A 16,276-nucleotide genomic window follows, 5' to 3' on the forward strand; every position below is an offset into this window, starting at 1 on the left:
GAACAGCCTTACTGTAAACTAAGGATCATGTGTACGAGTAAATAGAAAAAACACACCGGGGAACGGTATGTTCTCCGGTGTGTCAAAGCTTAGTAGCTAAGCTTTATTTTAATGAGTCGATTTTAGTAATTAATATTACCTTTCAAATCAACTGTTGTACCATCTGCCAGAATAACACTAGCAGTCAACACTCCACCATTGATGGTATCTTCTTTACCAACTACTACTTTGAAGGAATTTCCATTATCAGCCAATACTGCATCATAAGAAGTTGTTCCTTTGTTTGTAGCAATCGAAACTTTACCATTAACGATGTTTTTCAGAGTCTTATCCACGTTAACAGTCAATGTAGAAGTTGCCGCATCATATGTTGTTGTTGTTACCTTAACTGGCTCAACAGCTGGTGATGTTGGAGCAGCAACTGTGAACTCATCAGATTCCACGGCTTTAACATCTGAACCTCTTGCTACAATATACTGAGCATCCTTACGAACCTTAACCGAAATCGGAGGGTTTGCTTTAAGCAATTCAGGGTTAGTAATCGTAACTACAATGTTACCCTCTGGATTACTAGAGAAGGAAGTGGTGTAGTCAGTCGCAGAGATAATAGGAGTATTATCCTTCGAAAGATCTCTTAGAATCAGGTCATTTCTCACATCAGCAACGTTACCGTTTTTAGCATCTACATAAGTAGAGAATGTAACAGTAAACGATGCGCCTTCTCTCTTAGTAACACCAGTTGCTTTAGGAGCTACAGTGTTTTGAGTAGTCATCACAGCATTACCGTTCAGGTTCAGCTTGTTATTGGAATAAGTTTCAATGGAGTTGTTAGCAAACAAAGTGATTGTTGCACCATTCAGATACTCACTGCTTGTTTTCAACGTTACTTTGTTGGTTCCATCAACTTTCACTTCGGATGGGTAAGAACCATTAACAGTGAAATCACTGATGCTTGCATAAGCAATTACTTGATTGAACTCAAGCTCAAAAGTTTTAGCATCCTTTTGAACTGCTTTTGTCCATTCGAGTTTACTTTGGTTCGCATCTGTAAGTGGTTTGCTAGTCCAGGAAACCGCTTGACCTGTTTTAGATTTAAGTCCAATTGCATGAACTTCTTTAACAGATCCGTTTGTTCCAAACGAAACTTTAGTTCCATCAATGAACTCTGGGAACTGAAGTACTACGGATTTAGCCCCATTAACTACATTCACATTTACTTCACTCGGAATTGCAATTCTCTGGGTGTTAGCACCGTTCTTTTGGAAATCAATGTAGTAGTTAGCTTTGCTTTGAAGAGTCGAGATATCCATTTCTCTTCCAAAGTGCAATGCAACTTTACGAGTTGAATTGTTGTAATCCACATAAGAAGCACTTGGGTTAGCAAGATCAGCAGCTACAAATGTGCCGTTGTACTCAACCATAGTGTTCTGCAACGCTGTTCTGTCTTTTACATCTTTAATCTTCAGATCATAAGTGCCTTCAAGAGTACTGAAGAAGCTAACATAGAAGACTTTGTTGGAAGCGTCAGCTACGACAACATCTTTCACAGGAATCGTGTCGTTACCTTTTTTAACAGTGAAGTACTTTTTGTCAGCAGCATCTACCGCTTTGTCAAAACGAACAGTCAACGTGTTTGTTCTGTCATCACCAAATGTAGTTTCAACTACACGAGGTTGAACCAAATCAACACTTGCCGTAACTTTATGCTCTTTCACAGCATTTGCGTTGCCGGAATAGTCTTTAACTTCAACAAACAGGGTAGTTTCATATCCTGGCAGACGGTTAGCAGTGAAGTCCACTTCATATACGTTTGCGGCGATTTGAGTCGCTTTACCTTTTTTCTTGCTGTCACCAGACTTCCAGTAGAAGCTGTCTTCTGTTACAGAAGCAGGATCGATTTCTTCGTCGAATGTTACAGTTACTTTTTCAAGAGTAGCGGAAATTTCAGTAACCTTCGGACCTTCTGTATCAACGGCAACTGTAAATTCTTTGGTGTCAGCCAAAGATTTCAAGCCTGCATAGTCTTCAACAAGGGAAGTCGTCAACTTGTGAGCACCGACAGAAATTCCACCTGTGTAGTCTCTCAGGATAACTTCTCTTTGGTTTGCACCTTGAGTTACAGAACCAGCGAACGCTTTGTCATCCAGTTGGAAGTTGCTGCTGGATGGAGCAATAACTGGCTCAGAGAAAGTCACTTTAATAACCTTCGTGCCCAAAGCTTTAACTTCAGTTACTGTAGGCAGCGTGTTGTCGGAAGAAGTGAAGGAAACCTCTCCTTGTGGCAATACAGAGCCACTATCGTTTTTCACGTTTTTAACAACCACTTTGTAAGTTGTTCCTTGCGTGAATTTGCTGGATTCGTTCAGCAAGATGCGAGCAGTTTTACCATCTGCCAACAAGGAAATCGATTTGATTCCTTTTGAGTTGTTATCTACAACGTAGTTGTTCTTGTCAGTAGCGGTAACTTTATCAACTTTACCGTCAAATACTACATCAACCTCTTTCAGGTTAACGGAGCTCGCGGATTCAACTTTAGTTGCGGAAGTCACAACCCAAGTTACACTTTCAGTGTACTCGTAGTTGTTGTGCTTGAACTTCACTTCAGTAGCTGTGTTAGCTTTAAGTGGAGTTTCCAGCTCAACCTTCACACTTTCGTTGTTAGCCAGTTTGAAGGTAACAACTTTACCGCTCTCAGTAACTTCGTAGGAAACTACTTTAGGCTTTTGTTGGGACAGGTAGATGTCGTAAGCAACTTCAACCAGTTGAGCACGGGTTGCGTTAGCCTTTGGATTAGTGTTAGCGTCTACCAGACCAGCGTTGATAGCTGCTTGAACATAACCTTTAGCCCAGTCAGAAGCGTTGTTGTTTGTTTCTGTTGGGATTTCAAGTTTTTGAGCAACAACGAGAACCTTCGCCATTTCTTGAACGGTGATTTTACCGTTGAAGTCGAAGATCATTTTCGTTGTGTTCTTGCCTTGCATGATGCCCGCAGCGTAAACTGCTTCTACATAAGGAGCTGGCCATTTGCTGGCTTTGTAGTTCTTATCTTTGAAGGAAGCTTTGCCTTGGATTGGCTCAAGACCCATGATGCCAACCAGAACTTTCGCGAACTCAGCGCGGGTCATTTCTTTGTCAAGACCAGCAGTTCCGTCTGGATAGCCCGAGAAGATCTTAGCTTCTTTAAGTACGTCATACTTTTGTTGCGTGTTAAGTGCGTCGTCACCGAATGCAACAGAAGCAAACATGGAGAATGCCATTGCTGTAGACAGTGCTACGGATAAAATTTTCTTCATAACCTTTTTTTCTCCTCCTTGAATCATCACTTGATTGTTGTCTTTAATTTGATAGCTCTTGTCACTCATATGTCGTGCACCTCCTTTCCCGAGTTGAGCATGAATCATAAATGATGTCTGTGACATGATCACAGAATCTTGTTAGCGAGAGAACACTACATACTAGAATAGATTCCTAATCCTACCTAGGTATTATACAACGAGTCCCCAGTACCGTAAAGAACAATTTTCTAATTTATAGACAAGTTTCTTCTTTAGGTTAAACTTGGTTGCCTCATTGGGTTCTACATTATAAACGTTTAATTTCCCGAAAAGTTGCGGGGGTTGCAAAGTTTTTTTAATTTTTTTTTTCGAAGTTTCTACACTTCCTCTAACAACAAGAGTTTTCCATATTACGACAGCAAAAAAAGACGCCCTTAAGGCGTCTCTTGTTGAACTCTATCGAATCTTCATGGCAAGCTGGATAATTTTTGCGCGCATCTCGGGATCCTGGTTCAATCTGCTGTACATTAAATCGATCTCCGCTTTATTCGAACGATATGTCTTGTCGTGTTTAATGGTTGTATGGGACCATTCGATCAGCGCATTCTCGGCGACGGTAAGTTCATTGAAGGAATCATGAAAACCAGTCTCTAGAACGAGCCCCTCCATAATCTCTTGTGTTATCTCATTATGAGCGGCACGTGCCAGCTCAATTTTCTTCTCCATTACTTTGGCTTTATCTTCGAATTTCGTCTTCGCCTTCATGTAGTCGAGCTGCGCTTTGGATAAAATCGGCTTCATAAATTCATCTTCACCCTCTAAAAATAGTATGTGCTTTCGCTATTGTAGCGTATTCCATGCGAAATTACAAAAAATAGATTTTGGTAACCGCTTCTATTTACCGCTTATCGGAAGGCTCAATGCTTATGTCTGTCCTAGCATAGTCCACTTCAACGGCGTACAGCTGTTCATGAAAAACGAGAGCAGCACCTGGAAAATTCAGGCGCATGCTCTCGTTCAACTCAATCAGCAAAATCTTGCTTATAACAGCTTCAATTTGCTCATCATGCGTTTCACCACTGTTGCGGTATCTGCTCTATTCATGACCGCATCCGGGTTAAAGTTGTACGTAGGTTTCTTCTCGCCCTCTTTTAGGCTATTGGCAATCCCAGTCAAAATGCCTGCTTTTGAAACGGCAAGAATGGCTGGGTAAGAATAGTTGGACTTAATTTTGCCCACATCCTCAAACTGCTTCTGTAGAGTTGCCTTGTCTTTCTCGATCTCGCCCATTTTCAGGTTGAGCGCACGGGCAATTATGTTCGCCGCTTCTTCCCGTGACAGCTCCATATTTGGCGCAAAGCTTCGAGGAGCAATGCCCCGGATGATCCCTTTCCGTGCAGCTGTTTCGATATAACGGTAATCCCACAAGGCATTTGCCGGGATTGTCTCCTGGTAAATGTCATCGAAGGTGAGCTTATTCGAGCTGTTGTTAACCGGCACATCATAATCGAGCGGAATATCGAGCAGCTTCACAACGATGGTTGCAAACTCACCGCGGGTCATCGGGTCATATACACCGAATGCGTCCTGCTTGGCCGCCTTCATAAATCCTCTTGCCAGCATCAGCTCGATATCGTTCCGGGCCGTTTTATGTGAAATCGCATCGGAATAACTGTAGCGAAGCGACTTGACGGCATAGTAACCAAAACCTTTAAACGTTGCGGTGACTGTCTTTTTCTTAGAATCAACCTTTCCGCCGATGTTGGTCCAAGTACCCTGGGACGGGTTGTACCACCAGATACCCAGGTTGCCGGAAGCTGCATTAACCAACGCGGAATCATATTTTAGAGTAATAGTGCCTTTCTGGGAAAGCTCCATCCAGTTTTGCGGAATCAGGCGCTGATGGAATTCATGGCCCTTCGCGTATGGATGCGTAGCTTGCTTCACGTTGAAATCTTCAACATTGCTGCTGTAAGCGTTCAGCGAGCCCGCATCCAGCCAGTACAGCGGCGAAGCATATCCGAAATGAGGAGCCGGCGTGAAGCGGAACGCATTGCCGCTGTCACCAGGGATCAACGATAGACGTCCATCCATCTCTACTCCGTTTTCGATTTCTCCAATGCGATTGTATGCCTTGATTGTACGTCCATCAATCTGGTTCGCAATTCCGAATAAAATGTCATGCTCGCCAAGTAGGTTAATGGTCGGCACTTCGGCTTTCGGGTTGGAATTCGCTTGTTGGAGAACCGTTCCCTTTGGAACAGACAAGGACAGTCCACCTTTAAAAACGTTTATTTTGCCGGATTTCGAAATATTTGCTTTGTATTGGGAGCCTTCTGTTGCATCATCCACATATTGCACGACAATTTGGCCATTCGTCTTCTTGCTGCCTTGTTCGATCGTAAACTTAATGGTGTTTTTGCCGTTCTTCAGGTTTTTAACTTCCAAACGGAAGATATCGCTGATCTCGGATTTCACCATTTGCTCTTTGCCAATCGTAACAGAGTCAGCTCCTTCTGCCTTAATGCTGACTTCTACGAAGTTCTGCTTCAAGACGCCTTCATTCGGCAGCTTCGGTGACAAGACTTGATATGGTGCACGTTCACGCGTGATTTCAATCGTATCCGTCGTCGTCACGGACTGAATGCGGGACCCGATTGAAATGGCCTGCAAGCCTACCTCAGGCAGAGACAATTCTTTGAGTACAATACGCAAGTTATTAGAGCTCGTGCCTTGTTCAATGGTGAAGTACATATCTCGATCCGACGGGTTAATTGCATCAAGCTGTGTTTTTAGTGATCCGCCGGTCAGATCCCACTGTCCAGCACCAATTGGCGTAAACACGGCAAAAATCGTTGATGAAGGATGACTTAGCGTTACGGTCACTTCATCCGTATTATCGACTTCGAACCGAAGACCCATTTCTTTCTCGTAAGTGGTAAAAGCATTTTTATCGGTTTCCATGAACAATTTATCCGGATCGGAGTAAGTTGGAGAGCCAACTGGGAATGGAATCATGTTTTTAATAACAGAGCGGTTGTCGCTGAAATACAACAGTGTCAGCTTGGTCGAGATTTTACCGCTTTTATCGGCTACCACCAGGGTGTTCGGCCCAGGAATCAGTTGTAAGAATCGATTTGCAGCTTGAGGGGACTCAACGTAATTGAATTCGCCATTGCTGCTAACCGGCAGATCAATCGTGTTGCCGTTCAAGGACAAAGTTAGCCCTTGGGTACCGGTGTAATTCACGATACGGCCGGACACTTGAGTGAAATCGGTGCTGTTTTTGAACAATTGGTTGTTGTACAGATTATAAACATCAATATAAGAAGAAGACAGGAACGTTACCGGAATGACCTTCGTATCCGATACGCCGGATCCGTTGCTGACCTTAATGATCAGATTTTGCTGTCCGGAAGGCAAATTCGTAATTTTAAATACGGTGTTTCCGTTATACGTAAAGGTTGAAGCTATGTTTGCGCCTTTACTGGATTCAATCGTGGCGGTTCCAGCGTTTACTTGTTCCACCATTAAATAGAGAGGCAGTTCATTCAGAACCGTGTCGTTGCTGCTTGGAAAAATCGATTGCGAGCTAAAAGACACCGTACTGCCGCTCTCGGTTACGCCATATAATTGGTGGACCTGTTTGATCGTCGGCGCATTGGCATCGCGATACGTGAATGTCTTTTGTACATCATATCCGGTTGCGGTGTCCTTAATGTAGACCAGGTACTCCCCGCTTTGCGTAATGCTTACTGTTCCGTTTGTCGTAAAAGGATACATCAATGTATTGTTAAGAATGGAAGCTTGGCCCACGGTAGCTGTCAAATTCGCAATCGGTACGGTGGACCCAACCGGGAATACCCCTACTTCAAGCACCGGCGGAACCGGAGTAGCACCTGCAGTGGGAGCGTCCACAACGACATAACCGGTAATTGTGCCATTGACATTTCCTGTAACAACAGCCTGTCCGTCAATGCTGGTGCCGCCGATTCTTAGGTCATTGGCCGTCAAGGATCCTGTCGGATGATATACGACCTGACGATGGATTGTCTGGGTTCGGGATTCGGAGTTAACCACGATGACCAGATCGTTGACGCCTTTCTTCAATTGAATACCTGCGGAATAGAACATATCGCCGCCTGGATACATCGACTGTCCGTTTACGGTCACGCCTTTGGATCCGTTTGTAGCCTTAACGGAGATGCTGATCGTTTCGGTTGTAACGACAACAGGTCTCGAGCTGTTTTCCTCAAGAACCCGGCCGTCGCTCAGCGCGACTTCATAAACAGCCGGAACATCCGAAAACTTGACATAGGCTGTTGCGCTTACTTGCTGCCCTTGCGTGCTCATGCCGGAGACAATAATTTTGTTCACGCCCTGATTCAACTGAACGTTCAAGAACTCGAATGTGTTGGCCGCTTCGTCCAGAATCGGCTTAACACCCGTTCCGCCCGTCGTCGTATCATCAAAACGCTTAATTTCATAGGAAATCGTATTAGGGTTAACGCCGTTATACGTACCCGACACCTTGATGGAGCTGCGGTTTTCGGGCGTTGGCGAATTTGGATCTGTGCTCAGATTAGAAAAATGGAAAAATAAAGCCCCGTTTGCGGCGGAAGCCGGTAGTGCCGGTATCAATGAAAAAAACATCGCTACAGCCAAAAGCAAGCTAGCCATAGTATGGAATGGACGTCTCAACGGTTTTTCCTCCTTGTTCGTTCGGACCTGCGGGTCCGCTTTGGGTGTTCGATCTTTCACTTGCTCCCCTCTCTTTCCCTCTGACAGTTGGTATTAGCGCATAGTTCATATATCGGTCCCATACATTCAATTTTTTAGAAAAAAACACAAAAAAGCCTCACCCCTTTTTGGGTGAGGCCCTGCATGTCCAATCGTATGCAAAAAGAATTAGAATAAGTTCTTATTTGGAACGGCTTTCGGGATTCGCCTTCATCCGCATGCGGTTGATCAGGCCCAGGATCGGCCGTTTGGTCTTGCCTACAAGCCCGATAACCTCTGCGCCGATCTGCATGAAGCACATCATGACGCAGATGACGACGAAGGTTACCCAGTTCGCCTCATACATCGCCGCCGAGGATTGAATGACGGCCAGAACGCCGAAGAAAGCGGCAATCACATAAATGATCAGCACCGTCTGGCGGTGGCTGAATCCAAGCTCGCGCAGGCAATGATGCAAATGACCTTTGTCCGGCGCGAAGATCGGCTTCTTCTGAATTTTGCGGCGCACGATCGCGAAGAACGTATCCGACAGCGGCACCCCGATAATAATCAGCGGCGTAATGAACGATACGATCGCAATCTGCTTGAAGCCGAGCAAGGACAGCATGGCCAAACTGAACCCAAGGAACAGTGAGCCGGTATCCCCCATGAAAATCTTGGCGGGATGGAAGTTAAAGAACAGGAATCCGATAATTCCGCCCAAGAGCAGCAGGCAGAGCAGGGCAACGGTCGTATTTCCCATCAGGAACGCCATGACGGAAATCGTCCCGATCGCAATACCGGACACGCCCGCAGCAAGACCGTCGAGGCCGTCAATCAGGTTGATGGCATTGGTCACCCCGACAATCCAGAAGATGGTGAGCGGAATCGACACCCAGCTCTCGAGCGCCGAGTACCGGTCCTGAAACGGTATATTTACAAAATCCACAGTAATATTAAATCCGAACACGACAACGCAGGCCGCTGCAATCTGTGCCAAGAACTTGACTTTGGCCGACAGCTCAAATCGGTCATCCAGGGCTCCGATCAGTACGATCATGGAACCGCCGATCAGAAAAGCCTTCATAAAGTTGGCATCCCGCGGCGAAAGGCTATCCGGCAAGAAAGGAAGCACTGCAATGAGTCCGAGCACAAAAGCCAGATAAATGCCAAGCCCGCCGAGACGGGGCATGATTCGAGTATGAACTTTACGGGCATTCGGCACGTCGACGGCACCGATCTTGACCGCGAATTTTTTCACCAGCGGCGTAAGAACCAGAGCCAAAGCAAGCGCCACGATAAACCCGATGATGTATATCATTAACATGTAATCATTCGACCCCCAATATTGTCTACCGGTTGAATTATACTCCCTTCGGGTCCGAAATCCAATACCAATTTCCGGTGAAATCCCGGATATTCGCCATAGAAATAAGCGATTTAGCTTGTTTTCGTTACGTTTTCTCTCTCGCGCAGCACTTTCACTACGAATTTCGGCAGCGCAAGCATTCTTTTGTAACGGGAGGGCTCCTTCAGAAGCCGGTAGAACCACTCAATGCGCAGCTTCTGAAATACCTTCGGAGCGCGCTTGAGCTTGCCGGAAATAATATCGAAGGATCCGCCGACGCCCATAACGACAGGAACCTGCAGCGCCTGCTTATGCTTGGCGATCCAAGGCTCCTGATTGTCCGCACCGCGAGCGACAAACAATATGTCCGGCGAAGCGGCCCGGATCTCCTCGATGACGGCGGCATCTTCCTCAGGTCCGAAAAATCCGTCCCGATACCCGCATATAATTGCAGCCGGATATTGCATTTGTAACCGATTGGCGGCTTCCTGAATCACTTCTGCCGTGGTTCCGAGCAAGTAAAACTTCCATCTGTAGGTTTCCCCGACCCGGAGCAATTCATGTAACAGATCGAAACCCGTAACACGTCCCTCCAGCGGATCGCCCCCTACTCCGGCAGCCCATACGATTCCGGTTCCATCCGGTACGATGATCTCGGCGCTTTGCATCATGGCTTTATACTCGGGATTATTCTCTGCGGTCATGACCATAATCGGATTGGCTGTAATGACCTGATGCGGTTTCCCGGACTTTACGGCCTCCGTCAGATATTTCACGGTATCCTTCATGTCCATCTTGGAAAATGGAACCCCGAACACGGAAACGGTTGGAAAAGGTTTTGTCTGGTTCATGATCTAATCATCCTCTGTGGCGTAAATATTCGACGATGCGGCGGGCCGGCAAAGCAGCCTCCCGCTTCAGCTCAGCGATGGGTGCTTCATGCTCCGTCACCCATGCTTGCCCGCCGTCAAGCAGCTTCACAATCTCGCTCTTCAACCTGTCCGGATCCAGAGCCTCGCTGCTTCCGACAGGTTCGCAGCCCAGCCGCTTCAAGAAATGGTCAATCTTCGGATCATAGGAGATGCCGAGCAGCGGCACACGCCGATTCGCCGCATAGATCAAGCTGTGGAGGCGCATACCGAGCACCACATCGCATCGGCTGACCTCCCTCAGCATATCCTGGGGCTGCTGCTCCTCTACATAGTAGCTGATCTCGGAGCCGTTCGACCTAACATCGCCGATCAGCTCGGCTATATACCGGGAGGCTTCCAGATCATCCGGCTTGTGGAACGGAAGGAAGCGGAGATGCACTCTTCGGCTTGCTGCCAATTCCTTCAGCCCATCCGCGATGCTCTGAAGCTCCTTGAGCTCAGGGTGCCAACGGCGAACCGAAATTCCAATCGTCGGAAGATGGCCGTCACCCTGATCAATCTGACCAGCGGATGCTCCTGCACCGGACGCCGACGGATGAGCCTCGAGCGGAGCAGCTTGTCCTTCATCCGCTGCGATCCGTCGTTCACCTTGAGTATCTTCCAGAGCCGCTCCATCCAGAACTCCATGGCTATGCTCCTGCTTGTCATCGGGGAGCGGAAGGCCCATGACCGGATCGGGAACAACCTGAATCGCATCTGCCGAAATTCCCATCGTCTGAAGGAGCTCGCCCGATTGGGTATCGCGAACAGAGATATACGAACATTTTCGGAACACCGAGCGGATCATTGGATGGAAAAGCTTTCGGTTTACCGGTCCGACGCCCTGTGCGTAAATAAACGTCGGCTTGCCCAGCCACTGGGCAATCTTCAAAATGCCAAGGTAATATGGAATCGTCTTCGGACTGGTCGCATCCTGCAGAAGGCTGCCTCCCCCGCTGATCAAACCATCGCTCTCCTTGATCGCTTGCCTGACCTCGCCCAGCCTCATCCGATGCACGGATTTCACGCCGTACATCGCCTCCGTCCATTCCGGATCGATTGAAAGGACGACCGGGTTGATGTTCACGCCGGCAGCCTGACCTTCCTGCTCGAGCGCGGTCAAAATCGACTTAAGCACGGCCTCGTCGCCGCTGTTTTTAAATCCGTAATATCCGGAAATGACTATCGTCTTAGAAGTAGTGGTGACCATCGTTTCCAGATCCTTTCTAATATCTGCCACGCCGCAATCGCAATCAAACCGATGATCAGGCCGAGTCCAAGGCCGAGCACCACGCGAATCGCCGAAATATAGATTGGCGTATGAATATGCGTAAACGTTCCGACCATCGACAACTGCCCCATGACGCCAATAATAAGCAGGTAGACCGCATGGCGGTATTTAAAGGATAGGAAGACGCCAAGCACCATCATGGGATGGGCCAGCAAAAATTCCTTGTTCCGCGGACGAACCCCAAAGGTGTTCTCCAGGAACGAGCGGAAGGCCATCTCGATCGGAGAAACAGCGCCTGCGTTGCCGGTCCGGCTTAAGTAGTACATGCCGACGATTCCAACGATGCCGGCCGCGATCACCCATGTGAGCGTAATCGGTGCCTTAAGCAGCTTCTGAATCGAGCTGTACGTAGATCCGCCCCGGTACAACACGACATAAACGGCAATCAAGGCGATCGGTGCCGCCGCCAGAAGGCTTACGCCGCGGAACTGATCCAGTACGAGCATATAGGTCACATTGTTCAGCAGCGCAACCACGACCGGAACTGCAGCGAGCGATATGATCGTTGTTTTCACCAGCAAAACAATGGAATGCGACACTCTTCGGCCTGCGCTCATGTCCGGAATGATCTTCTGCGTATCGTTGACCTTCCGAATGGCCAGTATGACGGCAACGGTCGGCGCACTGATGGCGGCAAACAAAGCGAGTGCCTGCTCGAGCAAGGTAGGCTTGAGAACGTACAGACCTGCGCTGCCAACCAAGCCAAGCAAGAAAGCCGGTACCGTCAGGAATGGGATGTAATACGAAATCATCAGCGTGATCAAGGCGATTGCGCCTATAACCGCTCCAAGCTTGAAGTAACGCTGCATGGAGGAGTCGGTGACTTTAAACGGCTCTGCAAGCCCCATCGTAAATCCGTTGTCTTCCATCTTCTGAATCGCTTGTCCCGTACCCGTCAATGCGTCGATCAGATTATCCAACGGATGGGTGATCGATGCTTTGGTCATGTCCCGGCTCGGCTCGGCATTCAAATAAAACATGCGGATATTCCGGTCCTTTGATGCGAGCGCAAACCGGTCCCCGATGGTTTCCGGGTCAAGATTAGCATCCCGCTCACTGAGGGAATAAATACGGGTGACGTTATAATCCGTCATATAAGCAAGCTGGGTAAATCCTTTTTGCGGACGCTTAATGTTTTCGATAGCCACAAGGCCGATATTGTACTGATTCAGGAGTTTACCGAAGGCGTTCAAACTCTTCTTATCGGCATTATCATTGAAGCCCTTGGCTGCATCACCTTCAAACAAAATCCGCTTGACGCCGATATCGGAGAAATACGCCATCAGCTGCTCGACGTAAGCCTCGTCATACGGCAGACTGTCGGATAGACGCGGCACTATGGTAAAGCCCTTGTCCCGCAGCATCGCAATCGTTATCGGATCCGGCGTCATCGGTTTAATGACGGCATTGGAACGAGGCGTTTCAAGAACAAGACCGTCCACAGCCTTTTCATAGTTCCATGCTCTCACCGGAATCCCCAGTCTCGAATAGGTCTCCTCAATGATCGGCTTAATCAGAACTGCGCTTTCCTCGCTATTAAACGCAATATACGTAAAGTTCTCATTCGGCGAAATCGTCGTTCCGGTTAAATCCGCTGCTTGCTGCGCGTCATAGACGGTAATTCGGCGGGATTTCACCAGCTCGTCGAGCGTGCTCTCGTAGAGCGCCATGCTCATAACGCCATTTTCCTTCAAGCGATCCAGCTGCTCGGATATGAAATCCTCCGGCTTGGCTTGGTATACCGACACATCCAATAAATCACGGTAATCAAATACCAGTTCTACATTCTTGGATGTTGATTCTGTCTGCAGCCGGTCATAGCCCACCGGCAGAGACGCTGCAACGCCCAGAACAACCAGAATCCACAGCCACTTCCGGGCTGCCGTGTTCCAGCGTTTCCATTTCTGAACCACGAAAGTACCTCCTCATTGAACCTACAGGGTTAGCGAAGCGAAAAGCGATGCCTACAGTCTATCGGCATACGCTGCAACTCGCTTCGCTGTTAGCCTAAGTTTGTCCATCTCTAAATTCGTTTCTATTCCTTCAATCCGTCAGGCATCGACGCGAGCCATTACACGCTCAACCAGCTGTTGAATTTTCTCCTGCGCATCTGCAATGGAAGCTCCGCGAACGGCGAAATATACCTTAATCTTCGGCTCGGTGCCCGATGGTCTCAAGCAGAACCAGGAGCCGTCCTCGAGCAGATACTTCAGTACATTTTCTTTCGGCAAGCCGTCGAGACCGTTCGCGTAATCAAGCACCTGCTCGACCCGTATGCCGCCGATTTCCTGCGGAGGATCGTTGCGCCAATCTGACATTTTTGCCGCGATTTGCGCTACGCCATCCTTCCCTTTCAAGGTTCGGGACTCGAGCCTTTCCAGGAAATAACCGAACTGCTCGTACAGCTCCTGGAGTACATCATACAAGGTCTTTCCTTGTCCTTTATAGTAAGCGGCCGCTTCGCAAATCAGCATGGAAGCCAGCACCGCATCTTTATCGCGGGCATAATTGCCTGCGAGGTAGCCGTAGCTTTCCTCATAGCCGAACAAGAAGGTGTGGCTGCCGGACTGCTCAAACTGAGTCATTTTCTCGCCGATATACTTAAAGCCCGTCAACGTATTCAGCACTGCTGCTCCGTAATGCTCGGCAATGGCCGCGCCCATTTCGCTGGTTACAATCGTCTTGATAACCGCTCCATTGTTCGGCAGCTTGCCCGCATCCTTCAGCTGGCTCATCAGATAATGAATCATGATCGCACCGGACTGATTGCCGGTCAGCACGACATATTCTCCCTGACGGTTCTTAACGACGGCCCCCATGCGGTCGGCATCGGGATCGGTACCGATCAGAATATCAGCGCCCACTTCCTCGCCAAGCTTCATGGCCAGCGTAAACGCCTCGCGCTCTTCCGGGTTCGGAGACTTCACCGTGGAGAAATCGGCATCCGGCTGCTGCTGCTCCGGCACCACATAAATATGCTTGAATCCGATCGTTTCGAGGACGCGCTTAACCGGCTCATGACCCGTGCCATGCAGCGGGGTAAACACGATTTTGAAATCATCGGCAAGCCGGGATGCAATCGCCTCCCGATTCACGGAAACAGCGGCAACCGTATCGATAAAGGCTTGATCTTCAGCTTCGCCAAGCCATACGAGCAGACCCTGCGCTTCCGCTTCCTCCCTCGAAAGCTTCTTCACGGCGGCAAAGGAATCCACCTGCTGGATCAGGGCGATGACCTTCTCCGCTTCATGCGGCACCAACTGGCCTCCCTCCTGATTGTATACCTTGTAGCCGTTATACTCCGGAGGATTATGGCTGGCCGTGATTACAACTCCCGCCGAGGCACCCAGATGGCGGACGCTGAACGATAATTGCGGCGTGGAGCGCAAAGACGGATACAGCTTGGCTACAATGCCATTACCGGCAAGCACCAGAGCGGCCTCAAGCGCAAACTCCGGCGAGAAATGCCTCGAATCATGAGCGATGACCACCGAAGGCTTCCCTTCCTTTTGACCATGGGTATCGAGAATATATTGGGCGAAGCCTTGCGTAGCCCGTCCTACGGTATATTTATTCATCCGATTGCTGCCGGCGCCGATCACGCCGCGAAGTCCGCCTGTACCGAACTCCAGATCGCGGTAGAACCGCTCCTCCAGCTCACGGGTATCATTCTCCAGTGCGCGAAGCTCCCGTTTTGTCTCCTCATCGACATAAGGGTCGTTTAACCAGCGCTGAACCGTATCCTTCGTTCTCTGACTCATCTCTGACATGAAAAAAGTCTCCCTTCAAGCAAGAATTGTCTGCAAGAGGCTGTTCAAAAAGCCGTCTTTTGATCACACGGGAGTGAACATGAAGACGTAATACTGATAAAACCGACTTTTTGAACTCGCACTGCATGGGCTATTCCTTGTCCGCAAGCGCGAACATAATTTCCCCCTCGGCAACCACGCGTCCGTCGACCGTTGCTGTCGCTTTTCCTTTTCCGATCATGCCCTTCAGGCGAATGATTTCAACTTCCAATCGGAGCGTATCCCCCGGCACGACTTGACCGCGGAACCGGAAGCCGTCGATCCCTGCCAGAAATCCCAGCTTTCCGCGGTTGCTCTCCACATTGAGAATAGCGACCGCACCGACTTGTGCCAAGGCCTCCACAATAAGCACGCCCGGCATCACGGCATATTCGGGAAAATGGCCGACAAAGAACGGCTCGTTGATCGTTACGTTTTTGATACCGACCGCGCGCTTGCCGTCCTCGATCTCCACAATTTTATCAACAAGCAGAAACGGGGGGCGATGCGGAATAATCTCTTGAATCTGTTTAATATTCAACATTCTTCAAAATCCTCCTTATGTACGTACCCGCCAAGCACAGCATTTGAAAACGCGGGCCTCGAACTGACGGCTGTCTTTCGTGCTATGCTCTTGCCAGCGAGCATTAGGGTAACCTTCATTGTTCATCTCTAAGTTGAGCTTTTCTTTTCAAGTATGCATAAAAAAACGGGCATGCGGAAAAAATGATGATATCCTTCACCACTGCAGAAGTGAAGGTTTCACATAAGGGGCTTTTTTCGCAGGACAGCTTTGTCGTTGCGGAGAAGGCCCTTTTTACGCATATGTGATTTCCTCATCAAAGAACCGATGTGCAAGTCCCATCCCATTATACCGTTTTACCCTAAAAAAAGAAAACTCCCGGATTGGGAGTTTCAGCTTATATTAACACATTATTTCCATC

At 48.5% G+C, this 16,276-nt stretch carries 9 protein-coding genes; all 9 read right to left on the minus strand.

The features are described 5' to 3' along the window. Nucleotides 1-122: 122 nt before the first annotated feature. On the minus strand, nucleotides 123-3,362 hold the full coding sequence (locus tag NST08_RS27145; RefSeq protein WP_341034776.1) for an S-layer homology domain-containing protein: 3,240 nt from the start codon (nucleotides 3,360-3,362) through the stop codon (nucleotides 123-125). Nucleotides 3,363-3,731: 369 nt separating this feature from the next. After that, nucleotides 3,732-4,076: a hypothetical protein gene (locus NST08_RS27150; RefSeq protein WP_007133263.1), complete on the minus strand. Its 345-nt coding sequence runs from the start codon at nucleotides 4,074-4,076 to the stop codon at nucleotides 3,732-3,734. Between the two features lie 240 nt (nucleotides 4,077-4,316). Beyond that, the gene (locus NST08_RS27155; protein ID WP_341342505.1) at nucleotides 4,317-7,976 is read right to left on the minus strand and encodes an S-layer homology domain-containing protein; all 3,660 of its coding nucleotides are present in this window, start codon (nucleotides 7,974-7,976) and stop codon (nucleotides 4,317-4,319) included. 220 nt (nucleotides 7,977-8,196) lie between these two features. Next, nucleotides 8,197-9,321: a glycosyltransferase family 4 protein gene (locus NST08_RS27160; RefSeq protein ID WP_007133265.1), complete on the minus strand. Its 1,125-nt coding sequence runs from the start codon at nucleotides 9,319-9,321 to the stop codon at nucleotides 8,197-8,199. A gap of 113 nt (nucleotides 9,322-9,434) precedes the next feature. After that, entirely contained in the window at nucleotides 9,435-10,193 is a 759-nt protein-coding gene (locus NST08_RS27165; RefSeq protein WP_341342506.1) for a WecB/TagA/CpsF family glycosyltransferase, read from the minus strand. Nucleotides 10,194-10,200: 7 nt separating this feature from the next. Further along, complete coding sequence (csaB, locus tag NST08_RS27170) at nucleotides 10,201-11,463, minus strand: polysaccharide pyruvyl transferase CsaB (protein WP_340898662.1); 1,263 nt, start codon at nucleotides 11,461-11,463, stop codon at nucleotides 10,201-10,203. Further along, complete coding sequence (locus NST08_RS27175; RefSeq protein WP_144868384.1) at nucleotides 11,436-13,457, minus strand: DUF5693 family protein; 2,022 nt, start codon at nucleotides 13,455-13,457, stop codon at nucleotides 11,436-11,438. The genes csaB and NST08_RS27175 overlap by 28 nt, the downstream gene beginning before the upstream one ends. A 138-nt stretch (nucleotides 13,458-13,595) precedes the next feature. Further along, on the minus strand, nucleotides 13,596-15,314 hold the full coding sequence (locus NST08_RS27180; RefSeq protein ID WP_028405635.1) for a phospho-sugar mutase: 1,719 nt from the start codon (nucleotides 15,312-15,314) through the stop codon (nucleotides 13,596-13,598). Between the two features lie 130 nt (nucleotides 15,315-15,444). After that, a complete protein-coding gene (fabZ, locus tag NST08_RS27185; protein ID WP_007133270.1) occupies nucleotides 15,445-15,876 on the minus strand; it encodes a 3-hydroxyacyl-ACP dehydratase FabZ in 432 nt (143 codons plus the stop codon). Nucleotides 15,877-16,276: the final 400 nt, after the last annotated feature.

Origin of the sequence: Paenibacillus sp. FSL K6-1566, assembly GCF_038050475.1 — a bacterium.
GTDB classification, from domain to species: Bacteria; Bacillota; Bacilli; order Paenibacillales; family Paenibacillaceae; genus Paenibacillus_AQ; species Paenibacillus_AQ lactis.

Bases quoted from the DNA above. Each gene is read 5' to 3' on its own strand.
- NST08_RS27150 (WP_007133263.1), bottom strand. From the start codon at position 4,076: ATGAAGCCGATTTTATCCAAAGCGCAGCTCGACTACATGAAGGCGAAG.
- NST08_RS27180 (WP_028405635.1), bottom strand. From the start codon at position 15,314: ATGTCAGAGATGAGTCAGAGAACGAAGGATACGGTTCAGCGCTGGTTA.
- csaB (WP_340898662.1), bottom strand. From the start codon at position 11,463: ATGGTCACCACTACTTCTAAGACGATAGTCATTTCCGGATATTACGGA.
- fabZ (WP_007133270.1), bottom strand. From the start codon at position 15,876: ATGTTGAATATTAAACAGATTCAAGAGATTATTCCGCATCGCCCCCCG.
- NST08_RS27145 (WP_341034776.1), bottom strand. From the start codon at position 3,362: ATGAGTGACAAGAGCTATCAAATTAAAGACAACAATCAAGTGATGATT.
- NST08_RS27160 (WP_007133265.1), bottom strand. From the start codon at position 9,321: ATGTTAATGATATACATCATCGGGTTTATCGTGGCGCTTGCTTTGGCT.
- NST08_RS27165 (WP_341342506.1), bottom strand. From the start codon at position 10,193: ATGAACCAGACAAAACCTTTTCCAACCGTTTCCGTGTTCGGGGTTCCA.